Annotated in this window: 14 protein-coding genes and 1 riboswitch; of the genes, 4 read left to right on the forward strand and 10 right to left on the reverse strand. The window is 71.7% G+C overall.

Annotated features, from left to right (window positions below; all coding sequences use genetic code 11):
* Positions 1-21: 21 nt before the first annotated feature.
* Positions 22-1,320, reverse strand: a complete 1,299-nt coding sequence (locus DEJ48_RS09590) for a hypothetical protein (RefSeq protein ID WP_150215751.1) — start codon at positions 1,318-1,320, stop codon at positions 22-24.
* A 463-nt stretch (positions 1,321-1,783) separates the two neighbouring features.
* On the opposite strand from DEJ48_RS09590, the gene sepH reads away from it, so the two are divergent.
* Entirely contained in the window at positions 1,784-2,896 is a 1,113-nt protein-coding gene (sepH, locus tag DEJ48_RS09595; RefSeq protein ID WP_150215752.1) for a septation protein SepH, read from the forward strand.
* Positions 2,897-2,988: 92 nt separating this feature from the next.
* Here sepH and DEJ48_RS09600 read toward each other — a convergent pair whose 3' ends face one another.
* Positions 2,989-3,816, reverse strand: a complete 828-nt coding sequence (locus DEJ48_RS09600; RefSeq protein WP_150215753.1) for a sulfurtransferase — start codon at positions 3,814-3,816, stop codon at positions 2,989-2,991.
* 461 nt (positions 3,817-4,277) lie between these two features.
* Between DEJ48_RS09600 and DEJ48_RS09605 the strand changes: the two genes are divergently transcribed.
* Positions 4,278-5,003 (forward strand): VOC family protein, encoded by a 726-nt coding sequence (locus tag DEJ48_RS09605; protein WP_150221087.1) that lies wholly within the window; start codon positions 4,278-4,280, stop codon positions 5,001-5,003.
* A 1-nt stretch (position 5,004) separates the two neighbouring features.
* On the opposite strand, the gene DEJ48_RS09610 is transcribed toward DEJ48_RS09605, so the two are convergent.
* The 4 genes from DEJ48_RS09610 to DEJ48_RS09625 are packed head-to-tail and all read right to left on the reverse strand — an operon-like array spanning position 5,005 to position 10,482.
* Positions 5,005-5,667, reverse strand: a complete 663-nt coding sequence (locus DEJ48_RS09610; RefSeq protein ID WP_150173108.1) for a thymidine kinase — start codon at positions 5,665-5,667, stop codon at positions 5,005-5,007.
* Positions 5,668-5,726: 59 nt separating this feature from the next.
* Positions 5,727-6,914, reverse strand: coding sequence for an alkaline phosphatase family protein (locus tag DEJ48_RS09615; protein ID WP_150215754.1), 1,188 nt, complete (start codon positions 6,912-6,914; stop codon positions 5,727-5,729).
* Positions 6,914-7,501: a DUF5998 family protein gene (locus DEJ48_RS09620; RefSeq protein ID WP_055569569.1), complete on the reverse strand. Its 588-nt coding sequence runs from the start codon at positions 7,499-7,501 to the stop codon at positions 6,914-6,916. Before DEJ48_RS09620 ends, DEJ48_RS09615 begins: the two co-directional genes overlap by 1 nt.
* A 50-nt stretch (positions 7,502-7,551) precedes the next feature.
* The gene (locus tag DEJ48_RS09625) at positions 7,552-10,482 is read right to left on the reverse strand and encodes a bifunctional GNAT family N-acetyltransferase/acetate--CoA ligase family protein (RefSeq protein WP_150215755.1); all 2,931 of its coding nucleotides are present in this window, start codon (positions 10,480-10,482) and stop codon (positions 7,552-7,554) included.
* Between the two features lie 155 nt (positions 10,483-10,637).
* Here DEJ48_RS09625 and DEJ48_RS09635 point away from each other — a divergent pair, with 155 nt between their 5' ends.
* Positions 10,638-10,919: an HPr family phosphocarrier protein gene (locus DEJ48_RS09635; protein ID WP_030021209.1), complete on the forward strand. Its 282-nt coding sequence runs from the start codon at positions 10,638-10,640 to the stop codon at positions 10,917-10,919.
* A gap of 127 nt (positions 10,920-11,046) precedes the next feature.
* Here the strand turns inward: DEJ48_RS09635 and DEJ48_RS09640 are convergent, their stop codons facing one another.
* The 4 genes from DEJ48_RS09640 to DEJ48_RS09655 form a co-directional block, all read right to left on the reverse strand.
* The gene (locus DEJ48_RS09640) at positions 11,047-11,748 is read right to left on the reverse strand and encodes a GntR family transcriptional regulator (RefSeq protein ID WP_150215756.1); all 702 of its coding nucleotides are present in this window, start codon (positions 11,746-11,748) and stop codon (positions 11,047-11,049) included.
* A gap of 201 nt (positions 11,749-11,949) precedes the next feature.
* On the reverse strand, positions 11,950-12,753 hold the full coding sequence (locus tag DEJ48_RS09645) for a M23 family metallopeptidase (RefSeq protein WP_150215757.1): 804 nt from the start codon (positions 12,751-12,753) through the stop codon (positions 11,950-11,952).
* Between the two features lie 12 nt (positions 12,754-12,765).
* A riboswitch (cyclic di-AMP (ydaO/yuaA leader) is annotated at positions 12,766-12,928 on the reverse strand.
* A gap of 194 nt (positions 12,929-13,122) precedes the next feature.
* Positions 13,123-14,508 carry a M16 family metallopeptidase gene (locus tag DEJ48_RS09650; RefSeq protein WP_150215758.1) on the reverse strand — a complete coding sequence of 462 codons (1,386 nt, stop codon included), beginning with the start codon at positions 14,506-14,508 and terminating at the stop codon, positions 13,123-13,125.
* Complete coding sequence (locus DEJ48_RS09655; protein ID WP_150215759.1) at positions 14,505-15,851, reverse strand: M16 family metallopeptidase; 1,347 nt, start codon at positions 15,849-15,851, stop codon at positions 14,505-14,507. Before DEJ48_RS09655 ends, DEJ48_RS09650 begins: the two co-directional genes overlap by 4 nt.
* A gap of 224 nt (positions 15,852-16,075) precedes the next feature.
* On the opposite strand from DEJ48_RS09655, the gene DEJ48_RS09660 reads away from it, so the two are divergent.
* On the forward strand, positions 16,076-18,532 hold the full coding sequence (locus DEJ48_RS09660; RefSeq protein ID WP_150215760.1) for a DNA topoisomerase (ATP-hydrolyzing) subunit A: 2,457 nt from the start codon (positions 16,076-16,078) through the stop codon (positions 18,530-18,532).
* Position 18,533: the final 1 nt, after the last annotated feature.

The raw sequence follows: 18,533 nt of genomic DNA on the forward strand, positions 1-18,533 counted from the left end.
CCTGTCGGCGCCGACCCGCCTCTACGGAGTGGGCGTTCCGCCCTGCTGGGGTTCGCCGCCGGTGCCCGAGCCCTTCGAGGGCGTGGGCGTCGGGGTGGGCTTGGGCGTCGGCGTCGGGTCCGTCTTGGATCCGTCGTCCCCGGAGTCGGAGCCGTCGCCCTTGTCCTTGTCCTTGTCCGGGTCCGTGCCGGTGCCGTTTCCGGTGTCGTCCTTCGAACCGGAGTCGGTGCCGCTGCCGTTGTCGTTGCCCGTGCCGTTGCCCGAGCTGTCGCCGCCGGTCCCGTTGGGGTCCTGCGACGCGTTGTCGCCGCCCTCCTGGGAGCCGTCACCCGTGCCCGACGTGCCGCCGTCCGAAGGCTCCCCGGAGGGCTCGTCGATGGGCGGGGGCTGCTTCCTCGGGGAGGAGTTGTGCCCGGAGACGCCGTTGCTGATCGTGGTGCCCTCGCCGCCGCTCAGGTCCTTGCCGGAGACCAGCTCGTACGTGGTGATGCCCGCCATGGCGACACCGAAGACGACGGCCGCGGCGATCAACGGCCGCTTCCAGCTGCGGACCTGCGAACGGTGCGTGGTGCCCTCGGTGAACTCCTCCGACGGGAGCGCCGGTTCGAAGGCGGTCGTCGCCGCCGGCGCCGGGGCGGGGCCCGTGGTGCGCAGCACGCGCGTGGCGTCGTCCTGCGGCAGCGCCTGTGTGGCGTCGACCGCACCGAGGAGTTGCGTCCTCTCGGCGTCGGCACCGGCTCCCGCGGCGGGCAGCAGCGTCGTGGCGTCCGCGTCGCCCGCGGGGTGCGGCACCGACGGCACCGTCGACGGTGCCGTGCCCGCGGCGGGCAGGACCGTGGTGGGGTCCGCCGAGGGGTCCGTGTCCCCGGCCGTGGGCAGCAGCGCTGTCGCGTCGGCGTCGGTGCCGGGGGCGGCCGCCTCCGGCCTTCCCCACGTCGTGGTCACCGGCCCCGTCGCGCCGAGGGCCCCCGGGTAGGCGGATGTTCTGGCGGAGGTCCTGAATGTCTCGGGCACCTGCGCCGCGGCCGTCACCGGAACCTGCCGCGCCCTCGGCTTGGCCTGCACGGTGACGTCACGTATCTGCTCGCCCGTACGCCTGAAGAAATGCTGGAAGACGGTGCCGCCGCAGGTCGCGATCGCGCTCACGACACCGGCGCCGAGGATCGTCCCGTAGACACCGAGGTTCGAGGCGAGCTTCGCCGCCACCACCGCGGCGATGGCGCTCCCCGCCACCTGCGGCACACTCAGATCGAGGCGCCGCTTCTCCTCCGGCTCCCCCTGGTCCTTCGACTCCTTGCCGGAATCCGGCTTTTCACGCATCTCCGACCCTTGCCTGCCTTTCTCGACTGACTACACGAGACAGGGACGTATGGGCGAAGTGATTAGTTCCGTTTCTGTCGATTCCGTGAAGTGCGCCACCCGCGCACGAACGGCGCAGCGCAGGGGCGGGCATCAACTCCCGTCCTCCATGAGAAGTTCGGCGGCGCGGCGGTCCACCCGCGTGGCCCGAATGGAGTACTGTTGCGAGCCCTGGGTCCGGTCTCCCGCCAGGGTGCCCGGGGCCTTGCAGGACCGCCGGGTGGGGGGCTCGCTGCACAGGGTGACGAAGGTCGTCACTTAGCGTTGCGAATAGGTAACCGTGCCATAACGGCGATCCAGGGCCCCTGCCCGACACGCCGGGCAACTCGGCAAGGTTGTGGCAGGCTGCACCCGGGCAGGCCACACTCGACTAGCGGAAGCAGCGACGCACGTGACGTCGGCAGGCACCACCCGGGAGGTCCCCATGCCCGAACTGCGTGTCGTGGCCGTCAGCAACGACGGCACACGGCTGGTGCTGAAGGCTGCGGACAGCACGGAGTACACGCTTCCGATCGACGAGCGGCTGCGTGCGGCCGTCCGCGGCGACAGGCCCCGACTCGGCCAGATCGAGATCGAGGTGGAGAGCCACCTCCGCCCCCGCGACATCCAGGCGCGGATACGTGCCGGCGCCAGCGCGGAAGAAGTGGCCCAGCTCGCTGGCATCCCCGTCGATCGCGTCCGCCGCTTCGAAGGACCCGTGCTCGCCGAGCGCGCCTTCATGGCGGAGCGCGCCAGGAAGACTCCCGTACGCCGTCCCGGCGAGAACACCGGGCCCCAGCTCGGCGAGGCCGTCCAGGAACGGCTGCTGCTGCGGGGCGCCGACAAGGACACCGTCCAGTGGGACTCCTGGCGCCGTGACGACGGCACCTGGGAGGTCCTGCTCGTCTACCGCGTCGCGACCGAGCCGCACTCCGCGTGCTGGACGTACGACCCGCCCCGGCGGCTCGTCCAGGCCGTGGACGAGGAGGCGCGTTCGCTGATCGGCGAGACGGACGACATCGCCGCGCCCGAGCCCAGCTTCCCGTTCGTGCCGCGCATCGCGAGGCTCCCCAGGGACCGCCCGGCGGACCGGCCGCTCGACCGTGCCCTGGACCGTCAGCTGGACCGCCCGAGCATCCCCGCGCCTCCCGCCGATCCGCCGGAGGAAGGGCTCGGGGCGGGCGCCGCCGTCGCCGAGCAGGAACGCGACTCCCTGACCAGCCTCCTGGAGGCGGTGCCGAGCTTCCGCGGCGACATGGTGGTGCCCGAGCGCCCCTCGGCGGCCACCGCGGAGCTGCCGCCCACCGTCACGCCCGTCGTGCCCGTCCCGGAGGACCCCGAGCAGGAGACGGACGCCGAGGAGCCCCCGGCGGCGGCCGGCGCGGGTGCCGCCTACGCGGACGTCCTGATGCCGCGTTCGGTGGCGAGCCACCGCGACCGGCTCGTCGGCTCGACGGACCGCCAGGCGGAGGCCGACGGCGTGCGACCGGGCCGACGCGCGGCCGTCCCCAGCTGGGACGAGATCGTCTTCGGCACGCGCCGCAAGAAGCAGGAGTAGCCGCAAACCAGCCAGTCTCTACGGAGAGGGGGCCCACACCGTTCGGTGTGGGCCCCCTCTCCGTAGAGCTGCCTTTGCGGATGCCGGAAGCGCTATCGCGGGTCCGGACCCGTGGCGACCGGCCGCGCCGGGTCGGCCGACCACTCCGACCACGAGCCGACGTACAGCGCGGCGGGGATGCCCGCCACGGCGAGGGCAAGCACCTCGTGGGCGCCCGAGACGCCCGAACCGCAGTAGACGCCGACCTCCGCGGTGTCGGCGGTGCCCAGCTTCTCGAAACGCTCCGCGAGCTCGGCGGCGGGCTTGAAGCGGCCGTCCGCGTCGACGTTCTCCGTAGTGGGCGCCGAGACCGCGCCGGGGATATGTCCTGCCACCTTGTCGATCGGCTCAACCTCGCCGCGGTAGCGCTCGGCGGCGCGGGCGTCCAGGAGCAGGCCGGAGCGGGCCAGGGCCGCGGCGGAGTCCGCGTCCAGCAGGTCCTTGCTGTTCGGTGCCGGTACGAAGGAGCCCTCGGCAGGAGCCGTACCCGCCCCCTTCTCCAGCGGCCCCGTCCACAGGTCGATGCCGCCGTCGAGCACACGCACGGACGCGTGACCCGTCCAGCGGAGCATCCACCACAGACGTGCCGCCGCCCAGTTCTGGCCACCGTCGTACACGACGACGTCCCGGTCCTGGGCGACCCCCGCCGCCCGCATCACGGCGCCGAAGCGGTCCACGTCGGGCAGCGGGTGCCGACCCCCCGCACCGGCGGGACCGGCCAGGTCAGCGTCGAGATCGACGAACACGGCCGACGGAATGTGGCCTTCCTCGTATGCGGAGCGCAGCGAGCCCGCGTGGTGCCAGCGGACGTCGAGCAGGACCGGCGGATTCTCGCCCGCCAGCTCGCTGGCGAGTTCGGATGCGGAGATGATGGCATTCATGGCCCCATCCTTGCGTACGGGGTAGTCGCGCCGCCAAGGTCCGGCTACCCTGCTCCGCCGGACACGGCCGAACACGGGGCGTATGGAAACATGCACGCCCTGTTCGATGCACAGACATCGCTCAGCAATCACGTGTTCACGGATGAGAAGCAATAAATCGGGCATCTACGGCGGGAAGCCGAACAGCGCGGCGCGGCCGGGACGCGCGGTGCGCAGGGCGGTGCGAGCATCTGCACGGGCGGGAGACGTCCGCGCGAATGTCGCATGCGCATTCGAATGAGAACCGAGCGGCCGACACGGAGGCCGAGGAGAGGGTGACGATGACCGAGGCGCGGGCGAATGGGGTCTCCCCTGAACAGAGCTCGTCGGGACAGAGCGCGTCGGACCCCTTCGGGAAAGTGCGGCAGGACGGCGGAGGGACGGGCCGGCACCGGCCCGGTACGCCCTGCTGGGTGAGCCTGATGACGCGCGACCTGCCCGCGACCCAGGAGTTCTACGGGGCACTCTTCGGGTGGGAGTTCCGGCCGGGCCCCGAGCAACTCGGGCCGTACGTGCGGGCCCTGCTCGACGGCCACGAGGTGGCGGGCATCGGCCGGCTGCCCGCCGACCGCCACCTGCCCATCGCCTGGACGACCTACCTGGCGACGGACGACGCGGACGCGACGGCGGAGGCGGTGCGCCACTGCGGCGGCACGGTCGGCGTGGGCCCGCTCGACGCGGGCGACGCGGGCCGGCTCGCGATCGCGTCGGACCCGATGGGCGCCGTGTTCGGACTCTGGCAGGCGGCGGCGCACGTGGGCACCGCGATGGTCGGCAGGCCCGGCACACCCACCTGGAACGAGCTCCTGACGCTGGAGACGAGCAGCGTCGTGAAGTTCTACCAGAACGTCTTCGACTGCACGGTGGAGGCCGTCGTCTCGGCGGACTTCGACTACGTGACGCTGCACGTGGACGGCCGGCCGGTCGCGTCCGTGCACGGCCTCGGCCAGGCGCTGCCGCGCGACCGGGGGCCGCACTGGATGACGCACTTCGAGGTCGCCGACGTGGACGAGGCGGTGGAGCGGGTCGTCGAGCTCGGCGGCCACGTCATCAGGCCCGCCTGGGAGGCCGCCTACGGCCGGATGGCGACCGTCGCGGACCCGGAGGGCGCGGCCTTCACCGTCGTACGCTCACGGGCGGACGCCTGAGTCAGACGCGGGCGGCGGCCGTGTCGACCGGCAGCACGTCCGGCGACAGGGCTCCCGCACGCGCGGTCGCCGCCGTCGTCCTGCGCCGGTGGTGGCGGCGGCACAGCACCTCGTAACCCACCTCGTCCGGCGACTGGTTGACGTCACCGACGACCACCTGGGCGCCCTCGACGACCATTTCGCCCCCTATGGTGCGTGCGTTGTGCGTGGCCCGCGCGCCACACCAGCAGAGGGCCTCGACCTGGAGCACCTCGACGCGGTCGGCGAGCTCGACCAGGCGCTGGGAGCCCGGGAAGAGCTTGGAGCGGAAGTCCGTGGTGATGCCGAAGGCGAAGACGTCGAGACCGAGATCGTCGACGACCCTGGCGAGCTGGTCGATCTGGTCCGGGGCCAGGAACTGCGCCTCGTCCGCGATCACGTAGTCCGCGCGGCCGCCCTGCGAGAGGTGGTCGACGAGGTGGGCGTAGAAGTCGAAGTCGTCCGCCGCCTCGATCGCGTCGGTCACGAGGCCGAGCCGGGAGGAGAGCTTGCCCTCGCCCGCGCGGTCGTCCCGCGTGAAGATCATCCCCTGGAGTCCGCGGGCGGAACGGTTGTGCTCGATCTGCAGAGCCAGCGTGCTTTTTCCGCAGTCCATCGTTCCGGAGAAGAACACCAGCTCGGGCATGGGGAGGGGGAGACCTTTCGGGCGCGAGGATGACGGGGAGGCGGGCGGGCGGAGCCCGGTCAGGAGCGTACTTCGAGGAGCGGGACGAGCTGCTCGACGGGGGTCATGGAGCCGTGCATGCCGACGAGGGCGGACTCCTTGGGCTCGCGCTCCGAAGCGATGATCGCCACGTCGTCGTGGGCCGCCGCGACGACGTCACCGATCCGGTCGTACACACGTTGATCAATGTGTGGACCAAACCAGCCCGCGTTGATCGCCTCGTCACGTCCCGCGACCCAGAATTGCTCACCGAGCACTTCGCGCCACACCGTCAGGACGTCGTTCGCGGCGCCCGGCACCGCGTAGACGTGACGGGCGCGGCCTTCGCCGCCGAGGAGGGCGACACCGGCACGCAGCTCCCAGTCCTCGTCGAAGTCGATGCGGGACGCGTCGTCGAAGGGGATGTCGATCATGCCGTGGTCCGCGGTGACGTACAGGGCGCTGCGCGGCGGGAGCTGCTCGGCGAGGCGCTGCACGAGCCGGTCGACATACATGAGCTGGCCGCGCCAGGCGTCGGAGTCGACGCCGAAGCGGTGCCCCTTGCCGTCCACTTCCGCGTAGTACGTGTAGACCAGCGAACGGTCGCCCGCCGCCAGTTGCTTGGCGGCGAGGTCCATGCGGTCCTCTCCGGAGGCCCTGCCCCGGAAGGTGCCGCCGCTCAGCGCGACCTTGGTGAGCGGGGTGTGCTCGAAGGTCGGCGAGGAGACCTGCGCGGTGTGCACGCCCGCTTCGTGGGCGCGCTGGAAGACGGTGGGGTACGGCTGCCAGGCATGCGGTTCGGTCCACGGGTTCCAGCGCAGCTGGTTCATGAGCTGGCCGGTGTCGGGGTCACGGACCGCGTAGCCGGGCAGGCCGTGCGCGCCGGGCGGCAGGCCCGTGCCGACCGAGGCGAGCGAGGTCGCGGTGGTGGCGGGGAAGCCCGCGGTGACGGGCTGTCCCGTGCCGCCGCGCGAGCTCTGCAGCAGCGACGTCAGGAAGGGCGCTTCAGCAGGGTGCGCCTTGAGCTGCTCCCAGCCGAGGCCGTCGATCAGGAAGACGCAGTTCCGGTCGGCCGGTGCGAGTTCGGGGATGACCGGCACGAAGCCGTCGACACCCTGGTGGGCGACGAGGGTGGGCAGCAGGTCGGCGAGCGAGCCCGCGCCGTACGCGGGCACGGGAGCGGTGTCGAGGGCGAGCGGTTGTACGTCGTCCCAGGAAGGAAGGGACATCAGCGGGCGTTGTCCGCGGTCGCCTCGGACAGGGCCTGCGCGAAGGCAAGGGTCTGCCGCACGGTGTCGGGGCCGTCGCCCGCCTCGCTGACGCGCAGGCTGAGGTCGTCGGCGGTCGAGCTGCCCGTGTACCCGTGGTCGGCCTCGCAGTTGGGGTCGCCGCAGGCGGCGGGCTCCAGGTCGATGCGCGACACGGCGCCCCAGCCGATGGTCAGGACGACCTCGCGGGGCGGCGTCCCGGGAACGTACTTCTCGGGGTTGGCGACGACGCGGCTGACCACGACCGAGGAGATGCGGCCGATCTTGACGGACTCCGTGGAGGTCGTCGCGTACGGCGTCGGGGACGTGCTGTCCGCGGCCTGCTCGTCGGTGTGGCTGACGATGAAGCGCGTGCCGGTGAGGACGAGGACGGTGACGTGCCGGCGCACTTCGTTGGCGTCGAACGTCGTCTCCTGGTGGACCAGGTACGACCCGATGGCCTCGCCGCCGATCGCGGCCTCCACCGCCTCGGCCACGAGGGCCGGGTAGTAGCCGCTGCGCTCGATCGCCGCGCGCAGCCCCTGGGTCGTCGTACCGGTCTTTGCCATGCCGTCCATCCTACGGCCCGGCGCGGGGCGCACGGTGCCCCACGGGCGCCTCAGTAGCCGGGAAGGGTGCGCGGGCCCAGGTCGTCGCGGGCGGGCGGGGGCGCGAGGCGTACGGAGGCGTCGAGCACGGAGAGGCCGCGCTGGGCGACGACGACGGGCTCCAGGGAGACGCCGACCACTTCGGGGTGGTCGTCGACGAGCCGGGAGACCCGCTGGAGGAGCTCTTCGAGGGCAGGGGTGTCGACGGGCGCCGAGCCGCGCCAGCCGAACAGGAGCGGCGCGGTGCGGATGGATCGAACCAGGGAGCCCGCCTCCCGGTCGGTGACCGGGACGAGGCGGTGGGCGGTGTCGCCGAGCAGCTCGGAGGCGGCGCCCGCGAGGCCGAAGGAGAGCACCGCTCCGGCCGCCGGATCGATCACCGCGCGGACCACGGTGTCGACCCCGCGCGGCACCATGCCCTGCACGACGGGACGCAGCTCGGCGGGTTTGCCGAAGGCGTCCGTCAGCTCCTGGTACGCCCGTCGCAGTTGCTCCTCGTCGGCGAGGTCGAGGCGCACCCCGCCGAGGTCCGCGCGGTGGCGCAGGTGCGGGGCGGTGGTCTTCAGGGCCACGGGGTAGCCCAGGGTCCGCGCGGCTTCCGCGGCCGCGTCGGGGTCGGGCGCGGCAAGCGCTTGCCGTACGGGGATGCCGTACCGCGCGAGCAGTTCGTGGGCGTCGGCCGGGGCGAGGGTGAGCCCGCGCGGATCGCCGTCCGCGGCGAGCAGCTCCTCGATGCGGCCCGCGGCGCCGTTCTCGTCGATGTCGTCGTACTCGTGCACCCGGCCCGGCTCCGCGGCCTCGCGGCGCCACTGCGCGTACTTGACGGCTTCGGAGAGGGCACGTACGGCCCGCTCCGCGGCGGGGTAGGCGGGGATGCGGTACTGGTCGGAGGGGGGCGGCTCGGGGGTTTGCGTGGAGGGCGACTCCACGGCGGGTGGCTGAGGGGCCTCCGTGGACGGGGGCTCCACGGAGGGCGGCGTCTCCGGTTCCCTGACGGTCGGCGGGGTGGGCGCGTCGGGTCCCGTGCTGGTCGCCGCGGCGAGCGCCTCGGCGAGACCGCCGAGCTCCACGTGCACCACGGCCACCGGCTTCGCCGGGCACCCGGCCGCCGCCGCCCGCAGCTCCGTGGCGAGCGTCTCGGGGTCGGTCGTCGCGCCGTCCTCCCCCACCCACGGGATCGCGTTGACGATCACCGCGTCGCAGCCGTCGTCCGACAGGGCCTCGGCGAGCGCGGTGCGGAAGTCCGCCGGGGTGGCCCCAGTCGTCAGGTCGCGCGGCCGCTGCGGCCGCAGTCCGTCGGCGACACACGCGTCGTACGTGAGGAGGCCGAGCGACTCGGAGTTGCCGAGGATGGCGACGCGAGGCCCTGAAGGGAGCGGCTGCCCCGCGAGCAGGAGTCCCGCGTCGACCATCTCGGTGACGGTGTCGACGCGGATGACGCCCGCCTGGCGCAGCAGCGCCGAGACCGTGGCGTGCGGCAACCGGGTCGCCTGGACGGCGTGGCCGGTCGGCGTGATGCCGCTGTGCCGAGCGCCCTGGACGACGACCAGCGGTTTGGTGGTGGCCGAACGCCGCGCGAGGCGGGTGAACTTGCGCGGGTTGCCGATCGTCTCCAGGTACATCAGCGTGACGTCGGTGTCCGGGTCCTCGAACCAGTACTGGAGGAGGTCGTTGCCGGACACGTCCGCGCGGTTGCCGGATCCGACGAAGGTGGACAGGCCCGCTCCCCTGCGGTGCAGTCCGGACAGCAGGGCGATGCCGATGGCGCCGGACTGGGTGAACAGGCCGATGCGCCCCCGCGCGGGTGACTGCGGGGCGAGCGAGGCGTTGAGCCGTGTCTCCGGAGAGGTGTTGATGACGCCGAAGGCGTTCGGGCCGATGATGCGCATGCCGTAGGACCGGGCCTGGCGGACGAGTTCGCGCTGCCGCTCGCGGCCCTCGACACCGCTCTCCCCGTACCCGGCGGACAGCACGACGAGGCCACGCACTCCGCGCTCCCCGCACTCGGCGACGACCTGCGGGACGCGGTCGGCGGGCACGGAGATCACCGCGAGATCCACGGGTTCCTCGATGTCCGCCACGGAGCGGTGCGCGGGCACTCCGTCGATGTCCGCGCGTTTTTGGGCGCCCTCTCCGGAGGCGCCCTCTCCGGAGGCGTCCTCTCCGAAGACACTGTCCCCGAAGGCGCTGTTCACCGCGTACAGGCGCCCGGTGTAACCGGACTCCTGGAGGTTGTTCAGGACGCTGCGGCCCACTCCGCCGGGCGCCCGGCCCACCCCGATCACCGCGACCGACCCCGGTGTGAGGAGCCGCTGCACGGACCGTCCCTCGGCGCGCTGTTCACGGGCGCGCTGCACGGCGAGCGAGCGGTCGGTCGGCTCCAGGTCGAACTCCAGGCGGACGACGCCGTCCTCGAAGCTGCGCTTCTGCTGGTAGCCCGCGTCCGTGAAGACCTTGATCATCTTGGTGTTGGCGGGCAGCACCTCGGCGGCGAAGCGGCGGATGCCGCGCTCCCTGGCGACGGCCGCGATGTGTTCGAGGAGCGTGGAGGCGACACCCCTGCCCTGGTGGGCGTCCTGCACGAGGAAGGCGACCTCGGCCTCGTCGGCGGGCGCGCTGGCGGCCATGCCGCGTTCGTCGATGCGGTCGTAGCGCACGGTGGCGATGAACTCGCCGCCGACGGTGGCCGCGAGCCCCACCCGGTCCACCTGGTCGTGATGGGTGAAGCGGTGCACGTCCTTGGCGGACAGCCGCGGGTAGGGCGCGAAGAAGCGGTAGTACTTCGACTCGTCCGAGACCTGTTCGTAGAAGCTGACCAGGCGGTCCGCGTCCTCGGCCGTGATGGGCCTGATGCGGGCGGTGCCTCCGTCGCGCAGCACCACATCGGCTTCCCAGTGCGACGGGTAGTCGTGCCGATCCTGCTGATCCGACGGGGTCTGCATGGGGCCAGGGTACGGGTCGCGCGGCCGCCCGGGCCGGGGCAGGCTAGGACAGGTCGAAGGGCGGCCGGGCCCGGGACCTCTGTCCGGCAGAGCACCCGCGACGGCATGAGAGACTGGTCTAGACAAGTGTGAGACACCTGGAAGGGCAGCAACACATGGCTGAGCGCCGCGTCAACGTCGGCTGGGCCGAGGGCCTTCACGCCCGACCCGCCTCCATCTTCGTCCGCGCGGCCACGGCCGCCGGCGTCCCCGTGACGATCGCCAAGGCCGACGGCAACCCGGTCAACGCCGCTTCGATGCTCGCGGTGCTCGGCCTGGGTGCCCAGGGCGGCGAAGAGATCGTGCTCGCCTCCGACGCCGAGGGTGCCGACGCCGCCCTCGACCGTCTGGCGAAGCTGGTCGCCGAGGGGCTCGAGGAGCTTCCGGAGACGGTCTAGGACACGTTCCTCGCATTACGTCGATGGGGTCACCCGGAATTCCGGGTGACCCCATCGACGCATGTACGGCCCCGAATAGGTCGAACAATTCGCGCACAACGTCGGAATTTCATATACGGCACCTCCGTTAATTGCGGAGACTCACCGTGTTTACGGCATGTTGCGAATCCCTCACACGATCGCTCCGGACACGGCCGCTCCGACTCGCGGGACGCAATCGGTGGGATGCACGCGCCCGCTCGACGTGCGCGGCGGTCAGCGCCCTCGCCCGTTGCGCGTCCCGGCGGGCCACCGCGTCCACGATCGCCGCGCGCTCGGACCAGGACTCGCCCGGCGCCGCCGAGGGATCGACGACGTACATCCAGGCGATCTTGTGCCGGAGCGGGGTGAGCAGCGCCGTGAGGCCGGGACTGCCGGACGCCTGGGCGAGCGTCTCGTGGAACCAGCCGCCCAGGGAGCGCAGATCCTCCCCCAGGCCGCTCCTCGCACGCTCCTGCCCCAGCCTGACGAGCCCGCGCAGGACCTTCAGGTGCGCGTCCGTGCGGCGCTGCGCGGCGCGGGCCGCGGCGAGCGGTTCCAGCAGCGTCCGGACCTCCAGGAGGTCCGCCGCCTCCTGCTCCGTCGGCTCGGCGACGCACGCGCCGGCGTGCCTGCGGGTGACGACGAAGCCCTCCGCCTCCAGCGTGCGCAGAGCCTCGCGCACGGGGACGCGGGAGACGCCGTAGCGCCGCGCGAGGAGGTCCTCGGTGAGCTTGCCGCCTCTTTCGTACACACCGGCGACTATGTCGTCCCGAATGGCCGTGCACACCGAGTGCGCGGGAACGCGCATGACCGGACCTCCGCTTTGATCCCCGCGCAACGCGGTCGACCGACGCTCTTTCCGTGACTCTATTGCAGGGCACCGGAATTTCCGACAGCGCGCCGGAATTCATGACTGCCTTTTGGCCAAGAACACGGCGGTCGGGAACGGCGAAAGCCCCGGCTCACGAGGAGCCGGGGCTTTCGGTGCGGTGCTGCGGGGCCGCGTCGGTCAGACGTTGACGCCGTGCGAGCGCAGGTACGAGACGGGGTCGATGTCCGAGCCGTACTCCGCGCCGGTGCGGGCCTCGAAGTGGAGGTGCGGGCCGCTGGAGTTGCCGGTGGAACCGGAGAGGCCGATCTGCTGGCCCGGGGTGACCGTCTGGCCGACGGTGACGCCGAGGGACGACATGTGGCCGTACTGGGTGTACGTGCCGTCGTTCATCTTGATGACCACGTTGTTGCCGTAGGCACCGCCCCAGCCGGCCTCGACGACGGTGCCGGAGCCGACCGCGTGGACCGAGGTGCCGGACGCGGCGTGGAAGTCGACACCGGTGTGACTGCCGGAGGACCACATGGCGCCGCCGGTCTGGTAGCCCGTGGAGACGTACGAGCCGGAGATCGGGGAGACGTAGGTGTTCAGGCGCTTGCGCTCGGCCTCGCGGGCGGCACGCTCCTTGGCCTCGCGCTCCTTCTTGGCCTTCGCCTTGGCCTCGGCCTCGGCCTTGCGCTTCTCCTCGGCGGCCTTCTTCTTGGCGGCCTCTTCGGCCTTCTTGGCTGCCGCGGCGTCGTCGGCGGCCTGGCGCTGCGCGGCGGCCTGCGCGTCGATGCTCTCGGCGAGCGAGTCGCCGACGGATATCGCCTGGGTGAGACCGGTGTGCTCCACGGCCGCTTCATCGGCGGCGGCGAGCGCGGGGCCGGCGAGGCCTCCGATGACACCGGTGGTGGTGAGCGCCGCGACACCCGCGACGTTCGCGGTGGTCCGCGTCATACGGCTCGGACGACGGTGCTTCCCGGTGGCACGGGTGAACGCCATGTGGCGGGTGTTCCTTTCCTTCCCTCTCGCCTACCGGGTTAGCTGACGGGTTCGGAGCAGGAAGGTCTCCTACGAGTCCCTCGCCTCACGGCAAGGTTCCCGATTCACCCCAAGGGACGTGTGGGTCCCCGGCTCCCCTGGCTCGCGCCATGTGGGGACTCGGCGATGACTGCCCGGTGCCGCGGGTGCGGCGTACTGCGCGACGGACAGCCGGATCGAAGCTAAACGGATCGTCATTCAATCGACAAACAGAACGCGACTTTTGTAGCGCACGCCACACGGCAGACAGGCAACCGCCATGCGAATCCGGACATATGAGGACCCCGGTGACCGAAACGGGTCACCGGGGTCCTCTCGGCTGTCCGTCACTCAGCCGGTGACCACGCTCACTTCACCGATCCCGAGGGCCCTGACGGGCTCCTCGATCTGTGCGGCGTCCCCCACCAGGACCGTCACCAGGCGGTCGTCCGGGAAGGCGTTCACGACGGCCGCGGTGGCCTCCACGGTGCCCGTGGCGGCCAGCTGCCGATACAGCTGGGCCTGGAAGTCGTCCGGCAGGTTCTGCTCGACCTGGTCGGCGAGCGTCGCCGCCACGGAGGCCGCCATCTCGTACTTGAGGGGGGCCACGCCCACCAGGTTCTGCACGGCCACGTCGCGCTCGGCGTCGGTGAGCCCCTCGGCGGCGAGGGTGCGCAGCACCTTCCAGAGGTCGTCCAGCGCCGGGCCCGTGTTCGGGGTGTCCACGGAGCCGCTGATGGCGAGCATCGCGGCGCCCGTCCCGTCCGGGGCCGAACGCAGGACCTGGCTGAACGCCCGTACACCGTAGGTGTATCCCTTCTCCTCGCGCAGGACACGGTCCAGGCGCGAGGTGAGGGTGCCGCCCAGGCAGTACGTGCCGAGGACCTGGGCCGGCCAGACGCGGTCGTGCCGGTCGGCGCCGACCCGGCCGATCAGGAGCTGCGTCTGAACCGCTCCGGGGCGGTCCACGATGACGATGCGCCCGCGGTCGTCGGCGGTCACCGGCGGCACCGGGCGCGGCTCGCCCGGGGAGCCGGTCCAGGCGCCGACGGTGTCCGCGAGGACGGCGTCCAGGTCGGTGCCCTCGAGGTCGCCGACGACGACCAGGGTGGCCGTTGCGGGGCGGACGAACTTCTCGTAGAAGGCACGCACCGCCGCCGAGTCGATGGCCGTGACCGTCTCCTCGGTGCCCTGGCGCGGACGCGACATGCGCGAGGTCGGCGGGAACAGCTGCCGGGAGAGCTCCTTGGCGGCGCGGCGCGCCGGGTTGGCGGCCTCGTGCGGGATCTCGTCCAGGCGGTTGCGTACGAGCCGCTCGATCTCGCTGTCGGCGAAGGCGGGCGCCTGCAGGGCGTCCGCGAGCAGGCCGAGCGCCTTCGGGAGCCGGGAGACCGGGACCTCCAGGGAGACCCGCACGCCCGGGTGGTCGGCGTGTGCGTCGAGGGTCGCGCCGCAGCGGTCGAGCTCGGCGGCGAACTCCTCGGCGGAGTGCTTGTCGGTGCCCTCGTTGAAGGCCCGCGCCATGATGGTGGCGACGCCGTCCAGGCCCTCCGGCTCGGCGTCCAGGGGCGCTTCGAGGTGGACCTCGACGGCGACGACCTGCTGGCCGGGGCGGTTGCAGCGCAGGACGGTGAGTCCGTTGGGCAGCGTGCCGCGCTCGGGGGCCGGGAAGGCCCAGGGCTTGGCCGTACCGGCCTGGGGCTGGGGGTGGAACTGCATCGTCGCGGCCTCGGTCACTTCGCCGCCTCCTCTTCTTCCTCGACACCCTCGTCGGCGCCTTCCACGGGCTCGTACACGAGCACCGCGCGGTTGTCGGGGCGCAGGCGGGCCGCGGCGGCCTCCTGGACCTCCTCCGCGGTGATGTCGAGGACGCGCTGGACGGCCGTCAGGGCGAGCTGCGGGTCGCCGAACAGGACCGCGTACCGGCAGAGTTCGTCGGCGCGGCCCGCGACCGTGCCGAGCCGGTCGAGCCACTCGCGCTCCAGCTGCGCCTGGGCTCGCTCCATCTCCTCCGGGGTGGGGCCCTCCGCGGCGAAGCGGGCGAGCTCCTCGTCGACGGCGGCCTCGATGACGGGCACCTCGACGTCCCCCGACGTCTTCACGTCGAGCCAGCCGAGCGAGGGCGCCCCGGCGAGTCGCAGCAGACCGAACCCGGCGGCGACCGCGGTGCGGTCCCTGCGGACGAGCCGGTTGTAGAGCCGGGAGGACTCGCCGCTGCCGAGCACGGTGAGGGCGAGGTCGGCCGCGTCGCACGCGCGCGTGCCGTCCTCCGGGAGGCGGTAGGCGGCCATCAGGGCGCGGGCCGGGACCTCCTCCTCGATGACCTCGCGCAGTTCCTTGCCGATGCGCTCGGGCAGCGAGCCGTCGCGCGGGGGCTGCTTGCCGTCGTGGCCGGGAATCGACCCGAAGTACTTCTCGACCCAGGCGAGCGTCTGCTCCGGATCGATGTCGCCGACGACGGAGAGGACCGCGTTGTTGGGCGCGTAGTACGTACGGAAGAACGCGCGGGCGTCCTCCAGGGTGGCCGCGTCCAGGTCGGCCATGGAGCCGATCGGCGTGTGGTGGTAGGGGTGGCCCTCCGGGTACGAGAGCGCGGTGAGCCTCTCGAACGCGGTTCCGTAGGGAACGTTGTCGTAGCGCTGGCGGCGCTCGTTCTTGACGACGTCGCGCTGGTTTTCCATCGACTCTTCGTCGAGCGCGGTGAGCAGGGAGCCCATCCGGTCGGCCTCGAGCCAGAGGGCCAGCTCCAACTGGTGGGCGGGCATGGTCTCGAAATAGTTGGTGCGCTCGAAGCTCGTCGTGCCGTTGAGCGAACCGCCCGCTCCCTGGACCAGCTCGAAGTGGCCGTTGCCGTGCACCTGCTTCGAACCCTGGAACATCAGGTGCTCGAAGAGGTGAGCAAGGCCGGTACGCCCCTTGACCTCGTGGCGGGAGCCGACGTCGTACCAGAGGCAGACCGCGGCGACCGGGGTCAGGTGGTCCTCCGAAAGCACCACGCGCAGGCCGTTGGCCAGCCGGTGCTCGGTCGCTTTCAGGCCGCCGGAGCCGGCCTCGGCTGTGGCCGTGTGACCCATGGGCATGTACGTCCCTTCGATCGCTGGATCATCGCTGGATCAGAACAATTGCTGCCAGTCCTGCCACTGTATGCAAGCGTGTCAGCACCTGACGAAGTTCCCGCTCCGCCCTCGGCGTAGTCGCGGGTGACAGCGCCGGTGCACGGGTCGTGGTCGGCGTTGTCAGTGGGACAGTCCACAATGGTCGGCGTCAGAACCCGCACTTGCTTGGTGAAGGAGCCGCAGCAGCGATGGCCCGCCGCAGCACGAAGACCCCGCAGCCCGACGAGTCGTACGAGGAGAAGATCCTCGACATCGACGTCGTCGACGAGATGCAGGGCTCCTTCCTCGAGTACGCGTATTCGGTCATCTACTCCCGTGCCCTGCCGGACGCCCGCGACGGCATGAAGCCCGTGCACCGCAGGATCGTGTACCAGATGAACGAGATGGGCCTGCGCCCCGACCGCGGCTACGTGAAGTGTGCCCGCGTCGTCGGCGAGGTCATGGGTAAGTTGCACCCGCACGGCGACGCGTCGATCTACGACGCGCTGGTGCGCATGGCGCAGCCCTTCTCGATGCGCCTCCCCCTGGTGGACGGGCACGGCAACTTCGGCTCGCTCGGCAACGACGACCCGCCGGCCGCCATGCGGTACACCGAGTGCAAGATGGCCGACGCCACCTCCCTGATGACGGAGTCGATCGACGAGAACACCGTCGACTTCGAGCCGAACTACGACGGCCAGGAGATGGAGCCGTCCGCCCTCCCCGCGGCGTACCCGAACCTCCTGGTCAACGGCGCGTCGGGCATCGCGGTCGGCATGGCGACGAACATGCCGCCGCACAACCTCGGCGAGGTCATCGCCGCCGCCCGCCACCTCATCAAGCACCCGGGGGCGGACCTCGAGACCCTGATGAAGTACGTGCCGGGCCCGGACCTGCCCACGGGCGGCCGCATCGTCGGCCTCGGCGGCATCAAGGACGCGTACGAATCGGGCCGCGGCACCTTCAAGACCCGCGCGACGGTGTCGGTGGAGAACGTGACGGCGCGCCGCAAGGGCCTCGTCGTCACCGAACTGCCCTTCACGGTCGGCCCCGAGAAGGTCATCTCCAAGATCAAGGACCTGGTCGGCTCGAAGAAGCTCCAGGGCATCGCCGACGTCAAGGACCTCACCGACCGCGCGCACGGCCTGCGCCTGGTCATCGAGATCAAGAACGGCTTCGTCCCCGAGGCCGTCCTGGAGCAGCTCTACAAGCTGACGCCGATGGAGGAGTCCTTCGGCATCAACAACGTGGCGCTGGTCGACGGCCAGCCGCTCACCCTCGGCCTCAAGGAGCTCCTGGAGGTCTATCTCGACCACCGGTTCAACGTGGTGCGCCGCCGCAGCGAGTTCCGCCGCGGCAAGAAGCGCGACCGTCTGCACCTGGTGGAGGGCCTCCTGGTCGCCCTTCTGGACATCGACGAGGTCATCCGCCTCATCCGCTCCAGCGAGAACTCCGCGCAGGCCAAGGAGCGCCTGATCGAGCGCTTCTCGCTCAGCGACATCCAGACGCAGTACATCCTCGACACGCCGCTGCGCCGCCTGACCAAGTTCGACCGCATCGAGCTGGAGTCCGAGCGCGACAGGCTCAACGGCGAGATCGACGAGCTGACCGGCATCCTGGAGTCGGACGCCGAGCTGCGCAAGCTGGTCTCCACGGAACTGGCCGCCGTCGCCAAGAAGTTCGGCACCGACCGGCGCACGGTGCTCCTTGAGTCGTCCGGCACCCCCGCCGCGGGACCGGTCTCGCTTCAGGTCGCGGACGACCCGTGCCGGGTCCTCCTCTCCTCGACGGGCCTGCTGGCCCGCACGGCCCACGGCGAGCCGTTCGACGAGGGCGGCGCCAAGCGCGTGAAGCACGACGTGATCGTCTCCGCGGTGCCGGCGACGGCGCGCGGCGAGGTGGGCGCGGTCACGTCCGACGGGCGGCTGTTGCGCCTCTCCGTAGTGGACCTTCCCCAGCTGCCGGAGACGGCGAGCGCACCCAACCTCTCCGGAGGGGCGCCCGTCTCGGAGCTGCTGACCCTGGAGAAGGACGAGAAGCTGATCTGCCTGATGACGCTGGACGAGTCCTCGCCGGGCCTCGCGCTCGGCACCGAGCAGGGCGTCGTCAAGCGTGTGGTCCCCGACTATCCCTCCAACAAGGAGGAGTTGGAGGTCATCACGCTGAAGGACGGCGACCGCATCGTCGGCGCGGCCGAGCTGCGCACGGGTGAGGAGGACCTCGTCTTCATCACGGACGACGCCCAGCTCCTGCGCTACCAGGCGTCGGTGGTCCGCCCCCAGGGGCGTCCGGCGGGTGGCATGACGGGCGTCAAGCTCGCCGACGGCGCGAAGGTCATCTCCTTCGCGGCGGTGGATCCGGCGACGGACGCGGTCGTCTTCACGGTGGCGGGCTCGCGCGGCACGCTGGACGACTCGGTGCAGACGACGGCGAAGCTGACGCCGTTCGACCAGTACCCGCGCAAGGGGCGCGCCACGGGTGGCGTGCGCGTCCAGCGGTTCCTGAAGGGCGAGGACTGCCTGAGCTTCGCCTGGGCGGGTCCGACGCCGCCGTACGCGGCACAGCGCAACGGCACCCCGGCGGAGCTGCCGGAGATCGACCCGCGCCGAGACGGCTCGGGGGTCTCGCTCAAGAAGCCGGTGGCGGCGGTCGCCGGGCCGGTATAGC

Source organism: Streptomyces venezuelae, assembly GCF_008642315.1.
Taxonomy (GTDB): Bacteria; Actinomycetota; Actinomycetes; order Streptomycetales; family Streptomycetaceae; genus Streptomyces; species Streptomyces venezuelae_D.